Source organism: Streptomyces sp. NPDC006512 (assembly GCF_040611935.1).
Lineage (GTDB): Bacteria > Actinomycetota > Actinomycetes > Streptomycetales > Streptomycetaceae > Streptomyces.
The window spans coordinates 200,092-215,339 of record NZ_JBEXPG010000005.1; the positions used below are offsets into that span (position 1 = coordinate 200,092).

The 15,248-nt window shown below is 72.4% G+C and carries 14 protein-coding genes; 11 read left to right on the plus strand and 3 right to left on the minus strand.

Translation table 11 applies throughout. The features are described from left to right. Positions 1-12: 12 nt before the first annotated feature. The 3 genes from ABZZ17_RS05815 to ABZZ17_RS05825 all read left to right on the plus strand — a co-directional run bounded on the left by ABZZ17_RS05815 (position 13) and on the right by ABZZ17_RS05825 (position 3,379). Positions 13-939 (plus strand): DUF3558 domain-containing protein, encoded by a 927-nt coding sequence (locus ABZZ17_RS05815; protein WP_356872381.1) that lies wholly within the window; start codon positions 13-15, stop codon positions 937-939. Positions 940-1,085: 146 nt separating this feature from the next. Beyond that, complete coding sequence (locus ABZZ17_RS05820) at positions 1,086-1,901, plus strand: DUF3558 domain-containing protein (protein WP_356872383.1); 816 nt, start codon at positions 1,086-1,088, stop codon at positions 1,899-1,901. Between the two features lie 89 nt (positions 1,902-1,990). Next, entirely contained in the window at positions 1,991-3,379 is a 1,389-nt protein-coding gene (locus ABZZ17_RS05825; RefSeq protein ID WP_356872385.1) for a DUF2637 domain-containing protein, read from the plus strand. 89 nt (positions 3,380-3,468) lie between these two features. Here ABZZ17_RS05825 and lysS read toward each other — a convergent pair whose 3' ends face one another. Then, on the minus strand, positions 3,469-5,196 hold the full coding sequence (lysS, locus tag ABZZ17_RS05830) for a lysine--tRNA ligase (protein WP_356872387.1): 1,728 nt from the start codon (positions 5,194-5,196) through the stop codon (positions 3,469-3,471). Between the two features lie 178 nt (positions 5,197-5,374). Here lysS and argS point away from each other — a divergent pair, with 178 nt between their 5' ends. The 4 genes from argS (at position 5,375) to ABZZ17_RS05850 (ending at position 11,028) form a co-directional block, all read left to right on the plus strand. Beyond that, a complete protein-coding gene (gene argS, locus ABZZ17_RS05835; protein ID WP_356872389.1) occupies positions 5,375-7,147 on the plus strand; it encodes an arginine--tRNA ligase in 1,773 nt (590 codons plus the stop codon). A 180-nt stretch (positions 7,148-7,327) separates the two neighbouring features. Beyond that, positions 7,328-9,484, plus strand: coding sequence for a hypothetical protein (locus ABZZ17_RS05840; protein WP_356872391.1), 2,157 nt, complete (start codon positions 7,328-7,330; stop codon positions 9,482-9,484). Between the two features lie 250 nt (positions 9,485-9,734). Then, on the plus strand, positions 9,735-10,532 hold the full coding sequence (locus ABZZ17_RS05845) for a VOC family protein (RefSeq protein WP_356872470.1): 798 nt from the start codon (positions 9,735-9,737) through the stop codon (positions 10,530-10,532). Positions 10,533-10,596: 64 nt separating this feature from the next. Continuing rightward, entirely contained in the window at positions 10,597-11,028 is a 432-nt protein-coding gene (locus ABZZ17_RS05850; protein WP_356872393.1) for a DUF3995 domain-containing protein, read from the plus strand. Between the two features lie 2 nt (positions 11,029-11,030). Here the strand turns inward: ABZZ17_RS05850 and ABZZ17_RS05855 are convergent, their stop codons facing one another. After that, positions 11,031-11,414, minus strand: coding sequence for an ATP-binding protein (locus ABZZ17_RS05855; RefSeq protein WP_356872395.1), 384 nt, complete (start codon positions 11,412-11,414; stop codon positions 11,031-11,033). A 113-nt stretch (positions 11,415-11,527) separates the two neighbouring features. On the opposite strand from ABZZ17_RS05855, the gene ABZZ17_RS05860 reads away from it, so the two are divergent. Both ABZZ17_RS05860 and ABZZ17_RS05865 read left to right on the plus strand, forming a co-directional pair. Beyond that, on the plus strand, positions 11,528-12,352 hold the full coding sequence (locus tag ABZZ17_RS05860) for a helix-turn-helix transcriptional regulator (RefSeq protein WP_356872397.1): 825 nt from the start codon (positions 11,528-11,530) through the stop codon (positions 12,350-12,352). Continuing rightward, positions 12,349-12,528 (plus strand): DUF397 domain-containing protein, encoded by a 180-nt coding sequence (locus ABZZ17_RS05865; protein ID WP_356872399.1) that lies wholly within the window; start codon positions 12,349-12,351, stop codon positions 12,526-12,528. Before ABZZ17_RS05860 ends, ABZZ17_RS05865 begins: the two co-directional genes overlap by 4 nt. On the opposite strand, the gene ABZZ17_RS05870 is transcribed toward ABZZ17_RS05865, so the two are convergent. Continuing rightward, positions 12,506-13,303: a TetR/AcrR family transcriptional regulator gene (locus tag ABZZ17_RS05870; RefSeq protein ID WP_356872401.1), complete on the minus strand. Its 798-nt coding sequence runs from the start codon at positions 13,301-13,303 to the stop codon at positions 12,506-12,508. The genes ABZZ17_RS05865 and ABZZ17_RS05870 overlap by 23 nt on opposite strands. A 98-nt stretch (positions 13,304-13,401) precedes the next feature. On the opposite strand from ABZZ17_RS05870, the gene ABZZ17_RS05875 reads away from it, so the two are divergent. Together ABZZ17_RS05875 and ABZZ17_RS05880 are read left to right on the plus strand one after the other, a co-directional pair. Next, positions 13,402-14,382, plus strand: coding sequence for an ATP-binding cassette domain-containing protein (locus ABZZ17_RS05875; RefSeq protein WP_356872403.1), 981 nt, complete (start codon positions 13,402-13,404; stop codon positions 14,380-14,382). Further along, positions 14,379-15,143, plus strand: a complete 765-nt coding sequence (locus tag ABZZ17_RS05880) for an ABC transporter permease (protein ID WP_356872406.1) — start codon at positions 14,379-14,381, stop codon at positions 15,141-15,143. The genes ABZZ17_RS05875 and ABZZ17_RS05880 overlap by 4 nt, the downstream gene beginning before the upstream one ends. The last annotated feature ends 105 nt before the right edge of the window (positions 15,144-15,248 follow it).

A 15,248-nucleotide genomic window follows, 5' to 3' on the forward strand; every position in this document is an offset into this window, starting at 1 on the left:
AAGCCAGTGGACGTGGAGCGCAAGACGGTACGTCGGCGGGTCCTGCCCGGCATCGCGATGCTCACCGCCCTCGCGGCAGCCGTGACCGGCCTGACCGGCTGCACCGACGGCAGCGGCATGGGCACCGGCGACCCGAAGAACGGCGGGAACACCGCCGCCCCCGCGCAGCCCGGCAAGTACCGCAGCCTGCCGCAGCCCTGCAAGGCGGCCGACGGCAAGCGGCTCCGGGCGATGCTCCCGGCGTCCGAGTCCCTCACTTCCGAGGCCCGCGAGCAGCTGTACGAGGGGACCGCGGACGCCTCGTACGACGGCGACCGGCACGTGGGCTGCCGCTGGAACACGCAGGTCCCCGAGGGGACCCTGCTGCTGTCGGTCAACTTCGAGCGGGTGGTCTCGTACGACCGGGCCACCACGAGCGACGACGACAAGGCGCACCAGGTGTACGTCAGCCGGCTGACGGCGGCCCACCTGCCGTTCCCCGGACCGGCCACGACCCCGGGTGCGGGCTCCAGCGGCAGCCCGAGCCCCGGCGGCGCGCCCGCGCCGGGCGCCACCCCCGGGACCGGGGCCCCCGCGTCCCCGTCCGACGCACCCTCCGGCGCCCCTTCCGGCACCCCGGGCGCCCCTTCCGCTTCCGCCTCCGCTTCTGCCTCCGTCGCCGCCTCTCCCTCCGCGTCTCCGTCCGCCTCTCCGGAGCTCGGCTCCCGCGTCCTGGAGGGGCTCGGGAACGAGGCCTTCCTCGACGACAAGCTGAGCGCGGCCGGCGCCACCGCCGCCCAGGCGCGCACCGTACGGATCGTGTTCCGCACCTCGAACGTGATCGTCACCGTCGAGTACAGCGTGCAGCCCGCCGGCCCGGGCACCGTGCCCCCGAGTGCGGAAACGCAGGACAAGGCCCGCCAGTTGGCACAGGCCCTGGTGGAGCGTTTCAACGAATGACAGCCCCGCCCGCCCGGGGCGTGCGCGCCCCGCGTGACGGCGCGCACAGCAGGCGGGCGCCCGGTCGGGCTACCGTTGCACGGGTCCAGCGCCCGCAACGCGTCCGTCAGAAGACCGTCGAATGACCCTCAACGTCTGAAGGAAACATGCACCGATCAGCCTCGCGCCTCACCCGCGTCCTCGCCTGCGCAGCCGTCCCGGTGATACTCACCGTCGCCGGGTGCTCCTCCGATTCGGGCAAGGACTCGGGCAAGTCCTCCGGCAAGAAGTCCGAAGCCTCCGCGTCGTCCAAGCCGAGCGCGAAGCCGTCGGCCGTGCTGGAGAAGGTGGCGTTCGCGAAGCTGCCCGACCCCTGCAAGACCGTCGCTTCGAAGAGCATCGACTCCCTCGTCCCCGAGGCGAAGGAGAAGAACGGCACGGCGACCAAGTCGAACGACCTCTCCAGCCGCGCCAGCTGCTCCTGGAACGGCCTCGACACGGACGGCCTGAAGGGCTCGCAGTACCGCTGGCTGTCCATCTCCCTGGTGCGCTACGACTCGCACGCCTCCCTCGGCAGCGGCAACAAGCGCGCCGAGGAGCAGTACAACAAGCAGATCGAGGCGTCGAAGACCACCGAGGGCGCGAACGACGTCAAGGTCGAGCAGGCCGGCGGGATCGGCGACCAGGCCACGTCCGTCGTGTACGGCGTGAAGAAGGACGTCGACTTCTTCAACACGACCGTCGTGACCCGCACCCAGAACGTCGTGATCACCATCGACTTCAACGGTGCCGCCTACGAGGGCGCGGGCGCCCCGGACAAGACGAAGATGCTGGAGAACGCGATCGCGGCGGCCAAGGAGAGCGTGACCTCGGTCGGCACCGCCAACGAGCAGCCGGACGCCTCGCAGGCCCCGGACGCGGGCTCGCCGTCGTCCTCCGCTTCGGGTTCCGCTTCCCCGTCCTCCTCGGCCGCGGCGCAGTAGCAGGTCACTGGGGGGACCTACGGGACCACTGACATCCAGTCACCCGTACGCTGTGCCTGCCGTAGCTCGACAAGGGGAGGGGATCGCGTGTGGCCGCGATGCAGCTGACTCGTACGCACCGGATACTCATCGGTGTCGTGGTCGCCGGAGCCTTGGTCATCGCGGGCATCGGTTTCGCGGGTTCGTACTCCGCGGTGCGCGCGCTGGCGCTGCAGAAAGGCTTCGGCAGTTTCTCGCTGGTGTTCCCGATCGGCATCGACGCGGGCATCTGCGTACTGCTGGCGCTGGACCTGCTGCTGACGTGGATGCGGATCCCGTTCCCCCTGCTCCGCCAGACCGCCTGGCTGCTGACCGCGGCGACGATCGCGTTCAACGGCGCGGCGGCCTGGCCGGACCCGCTGGGCGTCGGCATGCACGCCGTGATCCCGATCCTGTTCGTGGTCACGGTGGAGGCCGCCCGGCACGCCGTGGGCCGGATCGCGGACATCACCGCGGACCGGCACATGGAGGGCGTGCGCATCACGCGCTGGCTGCTCTCCCCGGTACCCACCTTCAAGCTGTGGCGCCGGATGAAGCTGTGGGAGCTGCGCTCCTACGAGCAGGCCGTCTCCATGGAGCAGGACCGGCTGATCTACCAGGCCCGGCTCCAGGCCCGGTACGGGCGGGCCTGGCGCCGCAAGGCCCCGGTGGAGGCGCTGATGCCGCTGCGGCTGGCCCGCATCGGCGTACCGCTGTCGCAGACGGCTCCGGAGGGGCTGGCGGCGGCGGGCATCGACCCGGTGCTGCTGCCCCCGGCCCCGGTGAGCGTCGCGGCGCCGGTGGCGGCCGCTGCCCCGGTGGCCGCCGCGGCCCTGCCGGCGGCCGCCCCGCAGGAGGCCGAGCTCGCGGCCCCGGTGGCCGGTCAGCCGGTACCGGAGACGGCCCCCGGAGCCCCGGACCGGCTCCAGAAGCAGCAGCCGGAACAGGTACAGCTGCCGGAACAGGCGCAGGCTCCGGAGCAGGTACAGGCCCAGCCGCAGGCCGCGGTCCCGGCCCAGCCCGCCGTCACGCACGCCCCGCCGCCCTTCGCGGTGGACCCGACGGCCATGCCGGCCGCCCACAACAGCGCCTGGTTCGCCGGGCCCGTGGCCCCGGACGCGACGGAGTACAAGGGGTCCTACAACCCCCAGTACGTCGAGGGCCTGGAGCCGACCCCGGTCATGCCCCCGGCGGGCCCGGAGGAGCAGCTGCCCGTCCCGGCGCCGCGGGACGAGCCGGGCGAGGAGCTGGACCAGGAGAAGTTCGAGGAGGCGGCGTACGAGGCGTACCAATCCCACGTGGAGGCGAACGGCCGCCACCCGAGCGCCCAGCAGGTGGACCAGGCCCTCACGGAGCTGCACGGGTTCATCCACCCGGACAGCGTCTCGATCATCGACGCGATGATGCCGATGCTCAAGCAGCGCTACCAGCGCCACCTGGAGAACGACTTCATCTCCTGAACCCGCCGGACCTCCCGGACCGGTTCCGGGAGACACGGACAAGGGCCCGCACCCCACCGGGGTACGGGCCCTTCGTCACGTTCCCGCGATCAGACGGCCAGCAGCTTGCGCACCCGGTCCGCCCCCACCGCGAGGAGCAGCGTCGGCAGGCGCGGCCCGGTCTCCCGGGTGACGAGCAGCCGGTAGAGCAGGGCGAAGAAGGTGCGCTGCGCGACCTTGAGCTCCGGCGTCGGCTTGGCGTCGGGCTCCAGGCCGGCCATGACCTTCGGCACGCCGTAGACGAGGGTGGTCAGCCCGTCGAGGGACCAGTGCGTGTCGAGCCCGTCCACCAGCATCCGCAGCGACTGCCGCGCCTCCTCGTCGAGGGAGGACAGCAGCTCGGTGTCGGCGTCCTCGCGGACGAGGGTGCGCTGGTCGGCCGGGACCTGGGTGGTGATCCAGTTCTCGGCGCGGTCCAGGCGCGGCCGTACCTCGTCGAGGGAGGTGAGCGGCTGCGTCGGGTCGAGGTCGGTCAGGATGCGCAGGGTCTGCTCGTCGTGGCCGGCGGTGATGTCGACGACGGAGGCGAGGGTGCGGTACGGGAGCGGGCGCGGGGTGCGGGGCAGCTCGGCGGCGGCGGTGCGCACGGCGCGGGTGTGCGCGGCGGCGTCGGCGGGCAGGACGGAGCCGTCGGCGACCTTGGCCTCCAGCTTGTCCCACTCGTCGTAGAGCCGCTGGATCTCCTGGTCGAAGGCGATCTTGAAGGACTGGTTGGGGCGGCGGCGCGCGTACAGCCAGCGCAGCAGCTGCGGCTCCATGATCTTCAGCGCGTCGGCCGGGGTCGGGACCCCGCCCTTGCTGGAGGACATCTTCGCCATGCCGCTGATGCCGACGAACGCGTACATCGGTCCGATCGGCTGCTCGCCGCCGAAGATGTGCACGATCTGGCCGCCGACCTGGAACGACGAGCCGGGCGAGGAGTGGTCGACGCCCGAGGGCTCGAAGATCACGCCCTCGAAGGCCCAGCGCATCGGCCAGTCGACCTTCCAGACGAGCTTGCCGCGGTTGAACTCGCTGAGCTTGACCGTCTCGGTGAACTCGTCCTCGGTGCAGACGTAGGTCAGCTCGGTGCTCTCGTCGTCGTACGAGGTGACCTTGGTGAAGTCCTTGCCGCACTCGCCGCAGTACGGCTTGTACGGGAAGTACCCGCCCTCGCCGGCGCTGCCGTCGTCCTCGGCGGCCGCGCCGGAGCCCTCGGCGGCCTCCAGCTCGGCCTCGTCGACCTGCTTCTGCTGGGGCTTCTTGCCCGGCTTCTGCTTGGTGCGGTACTGGTCGAGGACGGCGTCGATGTCACCGCGGTGCTTCATCGCGTGCAGGACCTGCTCGCGGTACACGCCGGAGGTGTACTGCTCCGTCTGGCTGATCGGGTCGTACTCGACGCCCAGCTCTTCCAGGGCGCCGATCAGGGCGGCCTTGAAGTGCTCGGCCCAGCTGGCGTACGGGGATCCGGCCGGGGCCGGGACGGAGGTCAGCGGGCGGCCGATGTACTGGCCGTAGGTGTCCTCGTCCACGCCCGGGATGCCCTGGGGCACCTTGCGGTAGCGGTCGTAGTCGTCCCAGGAGATCAAGTGCCTGACCTCGATGCCCCGGCGGCGGATCTCGTCCGCGACCAGGTGCGGGGTCATGACCTCGCGCAGGTTGCCCAGGTGGATCGGACCGGAGGGCGAGATTCCGGACGCGACGACGACAGGTTTGCCGGGTGCTCGGCGCTCCGCCTCGGCGATGACCTCGTCCGCGAAACGGGAGACCCAGTCGGTCTCGGTGCTGCTCTGAGCCACGACACGTCCTTCTACTCGAATGCTGGCTTCAGCCATTCTCCCAGACGGAGGGGAGCGCTCCGGGGTTGCTTCCACCCCCTGATATCCCGCGAGGCCGACGGTCCCCGCGTGGGATACTCGGCACTTGTCGGAACACCCAAGTGCACCTTCAGGCACAACCTCACAGGAACGGCAGCTCATGGCCTCGGTCCCTTCCCTCGCTTCTTCCGTCAATCAGCGCGTCGCGGACGCCCTCGCCTCCGCCCTGCCGGAGGCCGGTGCGACCGACCCGCTGCTGCGACGAAGCGACCGGGCCGACTTCCAGGCCAACGGGATCCTCGCGCTCGCGAAGAAGGCCAAGGCCAACCCGCGCGAGCTGGCGACGACCGTCGTCGAGGGCATCCCGACGGGTGACCTGATCAAGGAGATCGAGGTCTCGGGCCCCGGCTTCCTGAACATCACGATCACCGACAAGGCGATCATCGAGACCCTGGCCGCGCGCGCCGCGGACGACCGCCTCGGCGTCGCCCGCGCGGCGAACCCGGGCACCACGGTCATCGACTACGCGCAGCCGAACGTCGCGAAGGAGATGCACGTCGGCCACCTGCGTTCCGCCGTGATCGGCGCCGCGATGGTCGAGATCCTGGAGTTCACCGGTGAGACGGTGATCCGCCGCCACCACATCGGCGACTGGGGCACCCAGTTCGGCATGCTCATCCAGTACCTGCTGGAGCACCCGCACGAGCTGGACCACAAGTCGGACGAGGAGGTGTCCGGCGAGGAGGCCATGTCCAACCTGAACCGGCTCTACAAGGCCTCGCGCGCCCTCTTCGACTCCGACGAGGAGTTCAAGACGCGGGCCCGGGCCCGGGTGGTCGACCTCCAGGCGGGCGAGCCGGAGACCCTCGCCCTGTGGCAGCGGTTCGTCGACGAGTCGAAGATCTACTTCTACTCCGTCTTCAACAAGCTGGACATGGACATCCAGGACCAGGACGTGGTCGGCGAGTCCGGCTACAACGACATGCTCGTGGAGACGTGCAAGCTGCTGGAGGACTCGGGCGTCGCCGTCCGCTCCAACGGCGCGCTGTGCGTGTTCTTCGACGAGTACAAGGGCCAGGACGGCAACCCGACCCCGCTCATCGTCCAGAAGTCCGACGGCGGATTCGGCTACGCCGCGACCGACCTGTCCGCGATCCGCGACCGCGTCGGCAACCTGAAGGCCTCGACGCTGCTGTACGTCGTCGACGCCCGCCAGTCGCTGCACTTCAAGATGGTCTTCGAGACGGCCCGCCGGGCCGGCTGGCTGAACGACGGGGTCAAGGCCGTCCAGCTGGCCTTCGGCACCGTCCTCGGCAAGGACGGCAAGCCGTTCAAGACCCGTGAGGGCGAGACCGTGCGGCTCGTGGACCTGCTCGACGAGGCCGTGGAGCGGGCGACGGCCGTGGTCCGGGACAAGGACGAGGAGCGCGGCCTGCTCACCGCGCAGGAGATCACCGAGAACGGCCTCCAGGTCGGCATCGGCGCGGTCAAGTACGCGGACCTGTCCACCTCGGCCGCGCGCGACTACAAGTTCGACCTGGACCAGATGGTCTCGCTGACCGGTGACACGTCCGTGTACCTCCAGTACGCCTACGCCCGGATCCGGTCCATCCTGCGCAACGCGGGCGACCGTTCCCCGGCGGCCCACCCGGAGCTGGAGCTGGCTCCGGCCGAGCGGGCGCTGGGGCTGCACCTGGACGGGTTCGGCGCGCTGATCGAGGAGGCGGCCGCGGAGTACGCCCCGCACAAGGTGGCGGCGTACCTGTACCAGCTGGCCTCGCTGTTCACGACGTTCTACACGGAGTGCCCGGTCATCAAGCCGCAGCCGGAGCTCGTCGTCGGCGAGAACCGGCTGTTCCTGTGCGAGCTGACCGCCCGCACCCTCAACAAGGGCATGTCCCTCCTCGGGATCCGCACTCCCGAGAAGCTCTGACACCGGCCCGGCGCACGGCCGGGTGAAACGCGTACGGCCCCGGCACCCGCTGCCGGGGCCGTACGTATTTCGGATTTCAATTTCCTCCTGCCGGGCCCTCCGCTCTCACTAACCTGGGCGCGTTCCAAGGGGTTCGGGGTGGGTCCGGGCGTGGGTTCGGAGCCCGGGGAGGAAAGAAACATGCAGTTCAAGCGGATGGCCGTGGTGGCCGCGGCGGCAGTGGCGGGTCAAACACTGCTGATGGCGGCACCGGCGCTGGCCGAAGACCAGCCGGCGGTGACGGTGCCCGACGCGGCACCGACGGAGGAGCCGGCCGCGCAGCCGACGGGGGCGGAACCGGAAGCCGAACCGGAGGCGGGGGCGGAGAAGCCGGCCGGGCCGCCTGAGGCGGCGGAACCGGCGCAGGTACCGGCACCGGCACCGGCCCCCGTGGAAGCGCAGGCTCCCGTACCCGTACCCGTACCCGTACCGGCGCCCGTGTCCGCATCCGCGGAGGCGGCCGGGGACGAGGCCCAGGAGTCCGGGTCCGCCCGGATGCTGATGGGCCCCGAGGTCACCGTCCGCGGCATCCCCCAGGGCGGCTTCCCGGCCGACGGCAGCTGGACGCCGCTCACCGTGACCGTCGACAACTCGGGGCACGTCACCGTGCCGGACTACACGCCGGTACTGGGCGTCGCGCAGCCCTCGGGGGCGTTCCAGCCCGCCCACGTCAACGTCGAGTTCCGTACGGCCGGCGGGGCCTGGCAGGCCGCCGCGCCGGTGCAGGGCCCGGACGCGGCGCAGGCCCTGGGGTACGCCCTGGGCACCGCCGCGTCGGTGCCGGCCGGCCAGGTCCACACGGTCGAGGTCCGGATCAGCTTCGCGGCGGGCACGCCGGCCGTCCCGTTCGACCTGACGGCGGACGGCACGAGCCGCGTCGGGAACACCACCAGCGCCTCCCCCACGTCCTCGTACGCGACGAGGATCGCCGGCGCGCCCGGCGGTGACGAGGAGCCGGTCCACGTCGACGGACCCGCGCTGACGGTGAGTGGCGTACCGGAGAGCCTGCGGGCGGGCGGCGACTGGACGAACCTCTCGGTCCGCGTGGACAACACGGGGAAGGGGGCGTTGGCGGCGTTCAACATGGGACTGGTCATGGCCCGGCCGGACTTCGTCTCCATGGAGGCCTCGCAGATCACGGTCGAGGCGCAGCGCACGGGCGCCGACGGCACGCAGAGCTGGCAGCCCCTGGAGGTCCTGTCGGAGGAGGGCGGCTACTTCTTCGCGGCCGGTCTCACGGACGGCCCGATCGCCGCCGGGCAGACCTTCGACGTCCAGGTCCGCGTCCGCTTCGCCGCCGAGACCCCGACCGGATCGGTGTCCTTCTTCTCCTGGGGCACGTCCCAGGTCGACGCGGAAACCCCCCCGCCCTGGGCCGGCTCCCGCTCCCCCCGCCACCTCACCACCCTCCTGACCCCAGCCACCCCGGGCACCGACCCGGGCGGCACGCCCGGCGGAGACCCCGGCGGCACGCCGGGCGGGAACCCCGGCGGGAACCCCGGTGGCACGCCGGGCGGCGACCCCGGCGGGAACCCCGGCGGGACCCCCGGTGGCACGCCGGGCGGCGACCCCGGCGGGAACCCTGGTGGAGACCCCGGCGGCACCCCCGGCGGTGACCCGGGCGGAACGCCCGGTGGGAACCCTGGTGGCCCGCCGGGCGGCGACCCCGGCGGTACCCCGGGCGGGAACCCCGGTGGCGACCCGGGCGGCACCCCCGGAGGAAACCCAGGCGGGAACCCCGGCGGCACCCCGGGCGGGAACCCCGGAGGGGACCCGGGTGGCACCCCGGGAGGAAACCCAGGCGGGACCCCGGGCGGGAACCCCGGAGGGGACCCGGGCGGCACCCCGGGCGGAAACCCAGGCGGGACGCCCGGCGGGAACCCCGGAGGGGACCCGGGCGGCACCCCGGGCGGAACGCCGGGCGGGACGCCCGGCGGGAACCCGGGCGGGACGCCCGGTGGCACCCCCGGCGGGAACCCGGGCGGAACCCCCGGTGGCACCCCCGGCGAGAACCCCGGCGGGACGCCCGGCGGAACGCCCGGTGGAACGCCCGGTGGAACGCCCGGTGGAACGCCCGGCGCTGTGACGGGCGGCCAGCCCACCGGTACCGGGAACGTGCCCGTGCCGAACGGCGGTGCCCAGCCAATCGGCGGCCAGCCGGGCGGCAGCCAGCCGGGCGGTGAACTCGCCGCCACCGGCAGCGCCACCGGCTGGGCCCTCGGCGGAGCCGGTCTCACCGTCGCCCTCGGAGCCGCCCTGGCGGCCGGCACGGGCCGCCACCGCCGCCGCACCACCTGACGGGCCGGCCGCCGGGGTCCCCACCTGACGCCCGCCGTCAGCCGATCCGCACCACCAGACGCCCGCCGCCAGGCGACCCGGCGCCCCGGCGCCCCGGCCCCACCAGAAGGCCGCCGCCGGGCGACCGCCCCACCCCGCCGGCCCGCCGCCAGGCGCCCCGTCACCCGTACGGCCCGGTTCGGGCCGTACGGGCCGGGTAGGGGACGGCCCGTCCTTCCCCCTGCACCACCCGGAGGCACCCGTGCCCGACATGAACGGCCCCTACAAGCCCGGCACTCCCTGCTGGATCGACCTGTTCGTCCCCGACCAGCAGGCGGCCCTCGACTTCTACTGCGACCTCTTCGGCTGGCAGGGCGAGATCGGGCCCGCCGAGCAGGGCGGGTACTCCGTCTGCACCCTCAAGGGCAAGCCCGTCGCCGGCATCATGAAGGCGTCGAACCCGGACGGTTCGATCCCCGACCCGATGCCCCCGACCGTGTGGACGACGTACCTGTCCACCGACTCCATCGACTCCACCCTCAAGTCCGTCTCCGACGCGGGCGGCACGGTCATGATGGGCCCGATGGACGTCATGGACCTCGGGCGGATGGCGGTCGTCTCCGACCCCACCGGCGCGGTGTTCGGCCTGTGGCAGCCCGGCACGTTCGACGGAGCGGGCATCGTCAACGAGCACGGCGCCCTCATCTGGAACGAACTCAGCACCAGCGACGTCCCCGCCGCCGCCGCGTTCTACACGTCCGTCCTGCCCGTCACCACGGCCGCGTCCGACATGCCGGGCGCCGAGGGGTACACCGAGTTCAAGGTCGGCGGGCGCGCGGTCGGCGGGATGATGAACCTCGACAACCTCCCGCCCGGTACACCGCCCAACTGGCTGCCGTACTTCCACGCCGACAGCGTCGACGACATCCAGGCCGCCGCCACCCGCGCCGGGGGCAACGTCCTCGCCCCGGCCTTCGACATGGCGGCCGGCCGCATGGCCGTCCTCACCGACCCGCAGGGCGGCCCCTTCGCGGTGATCACGGCGCGCGCCCCGGAGCAGCCGGCGTAGTCGCTCCGCGTGGTGTGACGGGGCCCACGGGAATGTTCCTCCCGAGGGCCCCCTCCTTTCCGGCATGAACACCACGACACGCCTCCGCCTGGGCCGCGCGACGGCCGCCCTCCTCGCCGCCGACGGGCTGCTGCACCTGTACTGGGCCACCGGCGCGACCTGGCCCGCCGCCGACGAGCGGGCCCTGTCCCTGGCCGTACTCGGCCTGGAGACCTCCTTCGCCCCGCCGGTCGTACTGCCGCTGGCCGCCGCCACCCTGACCGGGGCCGCGGCCGTCCTCGCCCACTCCCGGGGCCGGGGCGGGCGCGTCTCCCGCGCGGTGACGGGCGCGGTGGCGGCGGGCATGGCCGTACGCGGACTCGCGGGCCTGGGGTGGGCGGCCGGTGTCCTCGACTCGCCGTCCGGCAGCCCCTTCTACGTGCTCAACCTGGCGGTCTACACCCCGGCGTGCCTGGTCTTCGGCTGGGCGGCGGCACGGCTGGCGCGGACCGCCTGAGGTCAGCGGAACTCGCACCAGACGACCTTGCCGGGGGACCTCGGCAGCACGCCCCAGCCGTCGGCGAGGGCCGCCACGAGTGTCAGGCCCCGGCCGGGCGGGCCGTCCGTCATCCGCGCCAGCCCGGGCCCGCTGTCGTGCACTTCGGCCCGCACGGTCCCCCCGAAGACGAGCAGCCGCAGCAGGTAGCCCCGGCCGCGCGGAACCCCGTACCGCAGGGCGTTCGTCGCGAGCTCGCTCACGCAGAGCAACACGTCGTCCTGCCGGGCGGTCGCGTCCCACGCGTACAGGGTGTCACGTGTGAAGTGCCGGGCGGCGGCGACGCTTTGGGGCGCGCGGAGGTACAGCCGCTCGCGCAGCAGGGCAGCTTGAATATTTAGGTTCACGGGACGATCGTCGCGCGCAGTGACTACCGTGTGGCTCAGCGCCAACCCGTACTCAGCCCTGAGTACGGGTCGGCACGAGGTGTTCCGGCCGCACGGGTGGGGAGTCCGCTGTCATGCCACCGAGGAAGCGCACACGGCCGAACGCGACGACCATGAAGATGGTCGGCGCGATGGTGGCCGCCGCCCGCATCGCCAAGAACCTGACCCAGAAGCAGCTCGGAGAGCTGGTCCGGCTGGACGAGGAGACCATCGCCTCGATCGAACAGGGTCGCAGGGCCTTGATGCCGCACGTCGCCGAGCTGATGGACCAGCACCTGGGCCTTCCCGGCCTGCTGACCGTGGCGGCGCTCAGGATGCCCGAAAGGGACCCGAGCCCTCCGTGGTCGGAGGAGTACATGGAGCTGGAGAAGCGCGCGATCACACTTCACTGGTTCGAAGCGATGGTCATTCCGGGGTTCTTGCAGACCGAGAACTACATGCGGGCCCTCTTCCGTTGCCGCGTCCCGGCGTTCCTCCCGGAGGAGATCGAGACCCTGATCTCCCGGCGACTTGCCCGAGCGCAGATCATGCACCGCAGGCAGCCCCCGAGCCTGACCTTCGTCATCTCGGAGACGGGGCTCCGCGACCGGATCGGCGGCGACGCGATCTATGCCGAACAGGTGCGGCACCTACTGGCCTGTATGGAACTCCCGCACGCCACCGTCCAGGTACTGCCGCTGGGCCAGACGTACCACCCAGCCCTGTCCGGCTCCTTCACCATGGTGGAGACACCCGAACACGAGCACCTCGGCTACTTCGAAGGCCAACGCGGCAGCCAGCTCATCACCGACCCCGATGACGTCAGCATGCTGACCCTGCGATATGCAATGCTGCGAACCCAGGCCCTCAACCCTCGTGAAACAGGGCGCCTGTTGAACCGTCTGCTAGGAGAGCTATGAACACCGCCCCGACGTGGTTCAAGTCGAGCTACAGCAGCCCGGACGGCGACAACTGCGTAGAGGTCGCCGCCGGCGCCGACACCGTCCACGTCCGGGACTCGAAGGTCCAGGACGGCCCCGTCCTGGACCTGGCCCCCGCCGCCTGGGCGGCGCTCACGGCGTGGACCGCTCGCTGATCAGCGAGGCCAGGCCGTCCAGGATGCGGTTCAGGCCGAAGCCGAACTGGAAGTCCGGCTCGTCGGAGCCCGAGAACGCGTCGGAGTCCAGCAGCCGCGTCACCGCCGGGTGGGTTTCCGGGCCGGTCATCAGCCGCAGGGTGCGTACGTAGCGGCCCATCACCTGGTCCGGTGAGACCCCGGACTTCACGATGGCGTCCATCATGTCCGCGGCCATGACCGCCTCGTTCCGCACCAGGCCGCCGATCAGGATGATCGCCGAGATCTTCTCGCCCTCGCCCAGGCCGGTGCCGGCCAGCGCCGCGAGCCCGCGTTCCATCCAGGCGAGCTGGTTCGGGCTGACCGGTGCCCCGGTGAGCGGGATGCGCAGGATCCAGGGGTTGGCCATCAGGACGGCGCGCTGCGCGTACGCCCACTCCGACGCCAGCTCCCGCCAGCCCGCGTCCGGCCCCGCGGCGGACTCCGGCGGCAGGCCGACCCCCGCGTCCGACATCAGGATGTAGAGCTCTTCCTTCGCCGTGACGTACCGGTAGAGGGACATCGTGGAGACGCCCAGTTCCTTGGCCACCCGGCCCATGGAGACGGCGTCCATGCCCTCCGCCGCGGCCAGCGCGACCGCCGTGTCCACGATCTTCGGGAGCGTGAGCGTCGGGCGCGGGCCCTTGCCGGGGCGTTCGCGCAGGCCCCAGGCCATTTCCAGGCTCGCCGGAAGCCCGGTGTCCCGTCCGTCCCGCGCCGGTTCGTCCGCCGGTTCGTCCGCCGGTTCCTTCGCCATGGCCGCTCCCTCCCTCCTCAGTCGTTGACCCACATCCTAGTTCTGTGTATTACTTACACAGAAGCGCGTAACCCATACGCAGAAGGGATCCGCTCCCGATGGCCAAGCCCATGACCACGACCACACCCGCGCCCGCGCCCGCGCCCGGCGCCACGCCCCCCACAGACCTCGGCATCCACGCCACCGCCCTGACCAAGTCCTACGGACCGATCCGCGTCCTCGACGGCATCGACCTGGCCGTCCCGCGCGGCAGCGTCCTCGCCCTCCTCGGCCCCAACGGCGCCGGCAAGACCACCGCCGTACGCCTCCTCGCCACCCTCACCGCCCCCGACTCCGGCACCGCCCGCGTCGCCGGGTACGACATCACCGCCGACCGCGCCGACGTACGCCGACGCATCAGCCTCACCGGGCAGTTCGCGGCCGTCGACGAGCTCCAGACCGGCGCCGAGACCCTCCGCATGATGGGCCGCCTCAGCGGCCTCAGCGGCCCGCGGGCCCGCGCCCGGGCCGCCGAGCTCCTCGAACGCTTCGGGCTGACCGAGGCCGCCGGCCGCACCGCGAAGACGTACTCGGGCGGCATGCGCAGGCGCCTCGACCTCGCCGCGAGCCTCGTCTCCCGGCCCGAGGTGGTCTTCCTGGACGAGCCGACCACCGGGCTCGACCCGCGCAGCCGCCAGGACCTGTGGGAACTCGTACGGGAACTGCGCGACGACGGCACCACCGTCCTGCTCACCACCCAGTACCTGGAGGAGGCCGACCGGCTCGCCGACCGCGTCGCCGTCCTCTCCGAGGGCCGCATCGCCGCCGAGGGCACACCGCAGGAGCTCAAGGCCCGCGTCGCCGGACACCGCCTCGACCTCACCCTGACCGGACGGGCCGCCTACGACGCACTGGCCCCGCGCGCGGTGCACCGCGCACCGGACGAGCTCACCCTCGGCCTGCCCACCGACGGCAGCGCCGCCCACGTCCGGGCCCTGCTCGACGAACTCGACCCCGACCGCACCGCCGTCGCCCGCTTCGCGCTGCGCACCGCCACCCTCGACGACGTGTTCCTCACCCTGACGGGAGCCGCTCCGTGACGACCCCCACCGCCTTCGCCCCCACCGCCTCCGCCCTCGCGGGCCGCAGCCTGCGGATCAGCAGCCGGCAGCCGGACGTGCTGATCACCGCCCTGATGCTGCCGGTCATGCTGATGCTGATCTTCGTGTACTTCTTCGGGGGCGCCATCGACACCGGCACCGCCTACGTGACGTACGTGGTCCCCGGCGCCATGCTGCTCTGCGCGGGTTTCGGCGCGGCGAGCACCGCCGTCAGCGTCGCCGACGACATGAAGAACGGCATCATCGACCGCTTCCGCTCCCTGGACGTCGGCGGCGTCCCGATCCTCGCCGGACACGTCACCGCCTCCGTCGCGCGGAACCTGCTCTCCACGGCCCTCGTGCTGGCCGTGGCCCTCGCCATCGGCTTCCGCCCCCAGGCCGGGCCCCTCGCCTTCCTGGCGGCCGCCGGACTGCTGCTCGCGTACATCACGGCCATCTCCTGGCTCGCGGCGACGCTCGGCCTGCTCGCGAAGTCCCCCGAGGCGGCAGGGGGGTTCACGTTCCTGATGATGTTCCTGCCCTACCCGTCCAGCGCCTTCGTGCCCATCGACACCATGCCCGGCTGGCTCCACGGCTTCGCCGACCACCAGCCCCTCACCCCGGTGATCGAATCCCTGCGCGCGCTCCTGCTGGACCAGCCCGCGGGCAACGCCCCCTACCTGGCACTGACCTGGTGCGCGGGCATTCTCACCCTGGCCGTCACCCTGTCGGCGGCCCTCTTCAACCGCCGCACCCGCTGAGGGAGTTACGCCCCACAGGAGCCCCACTGGAGCCCCACGGGAGCCCCTCAGGAGCGGCGAGCCCCCGCCCCCTGCCGTCCCCCGAGGTCCGGCAGGGGCCCGTCG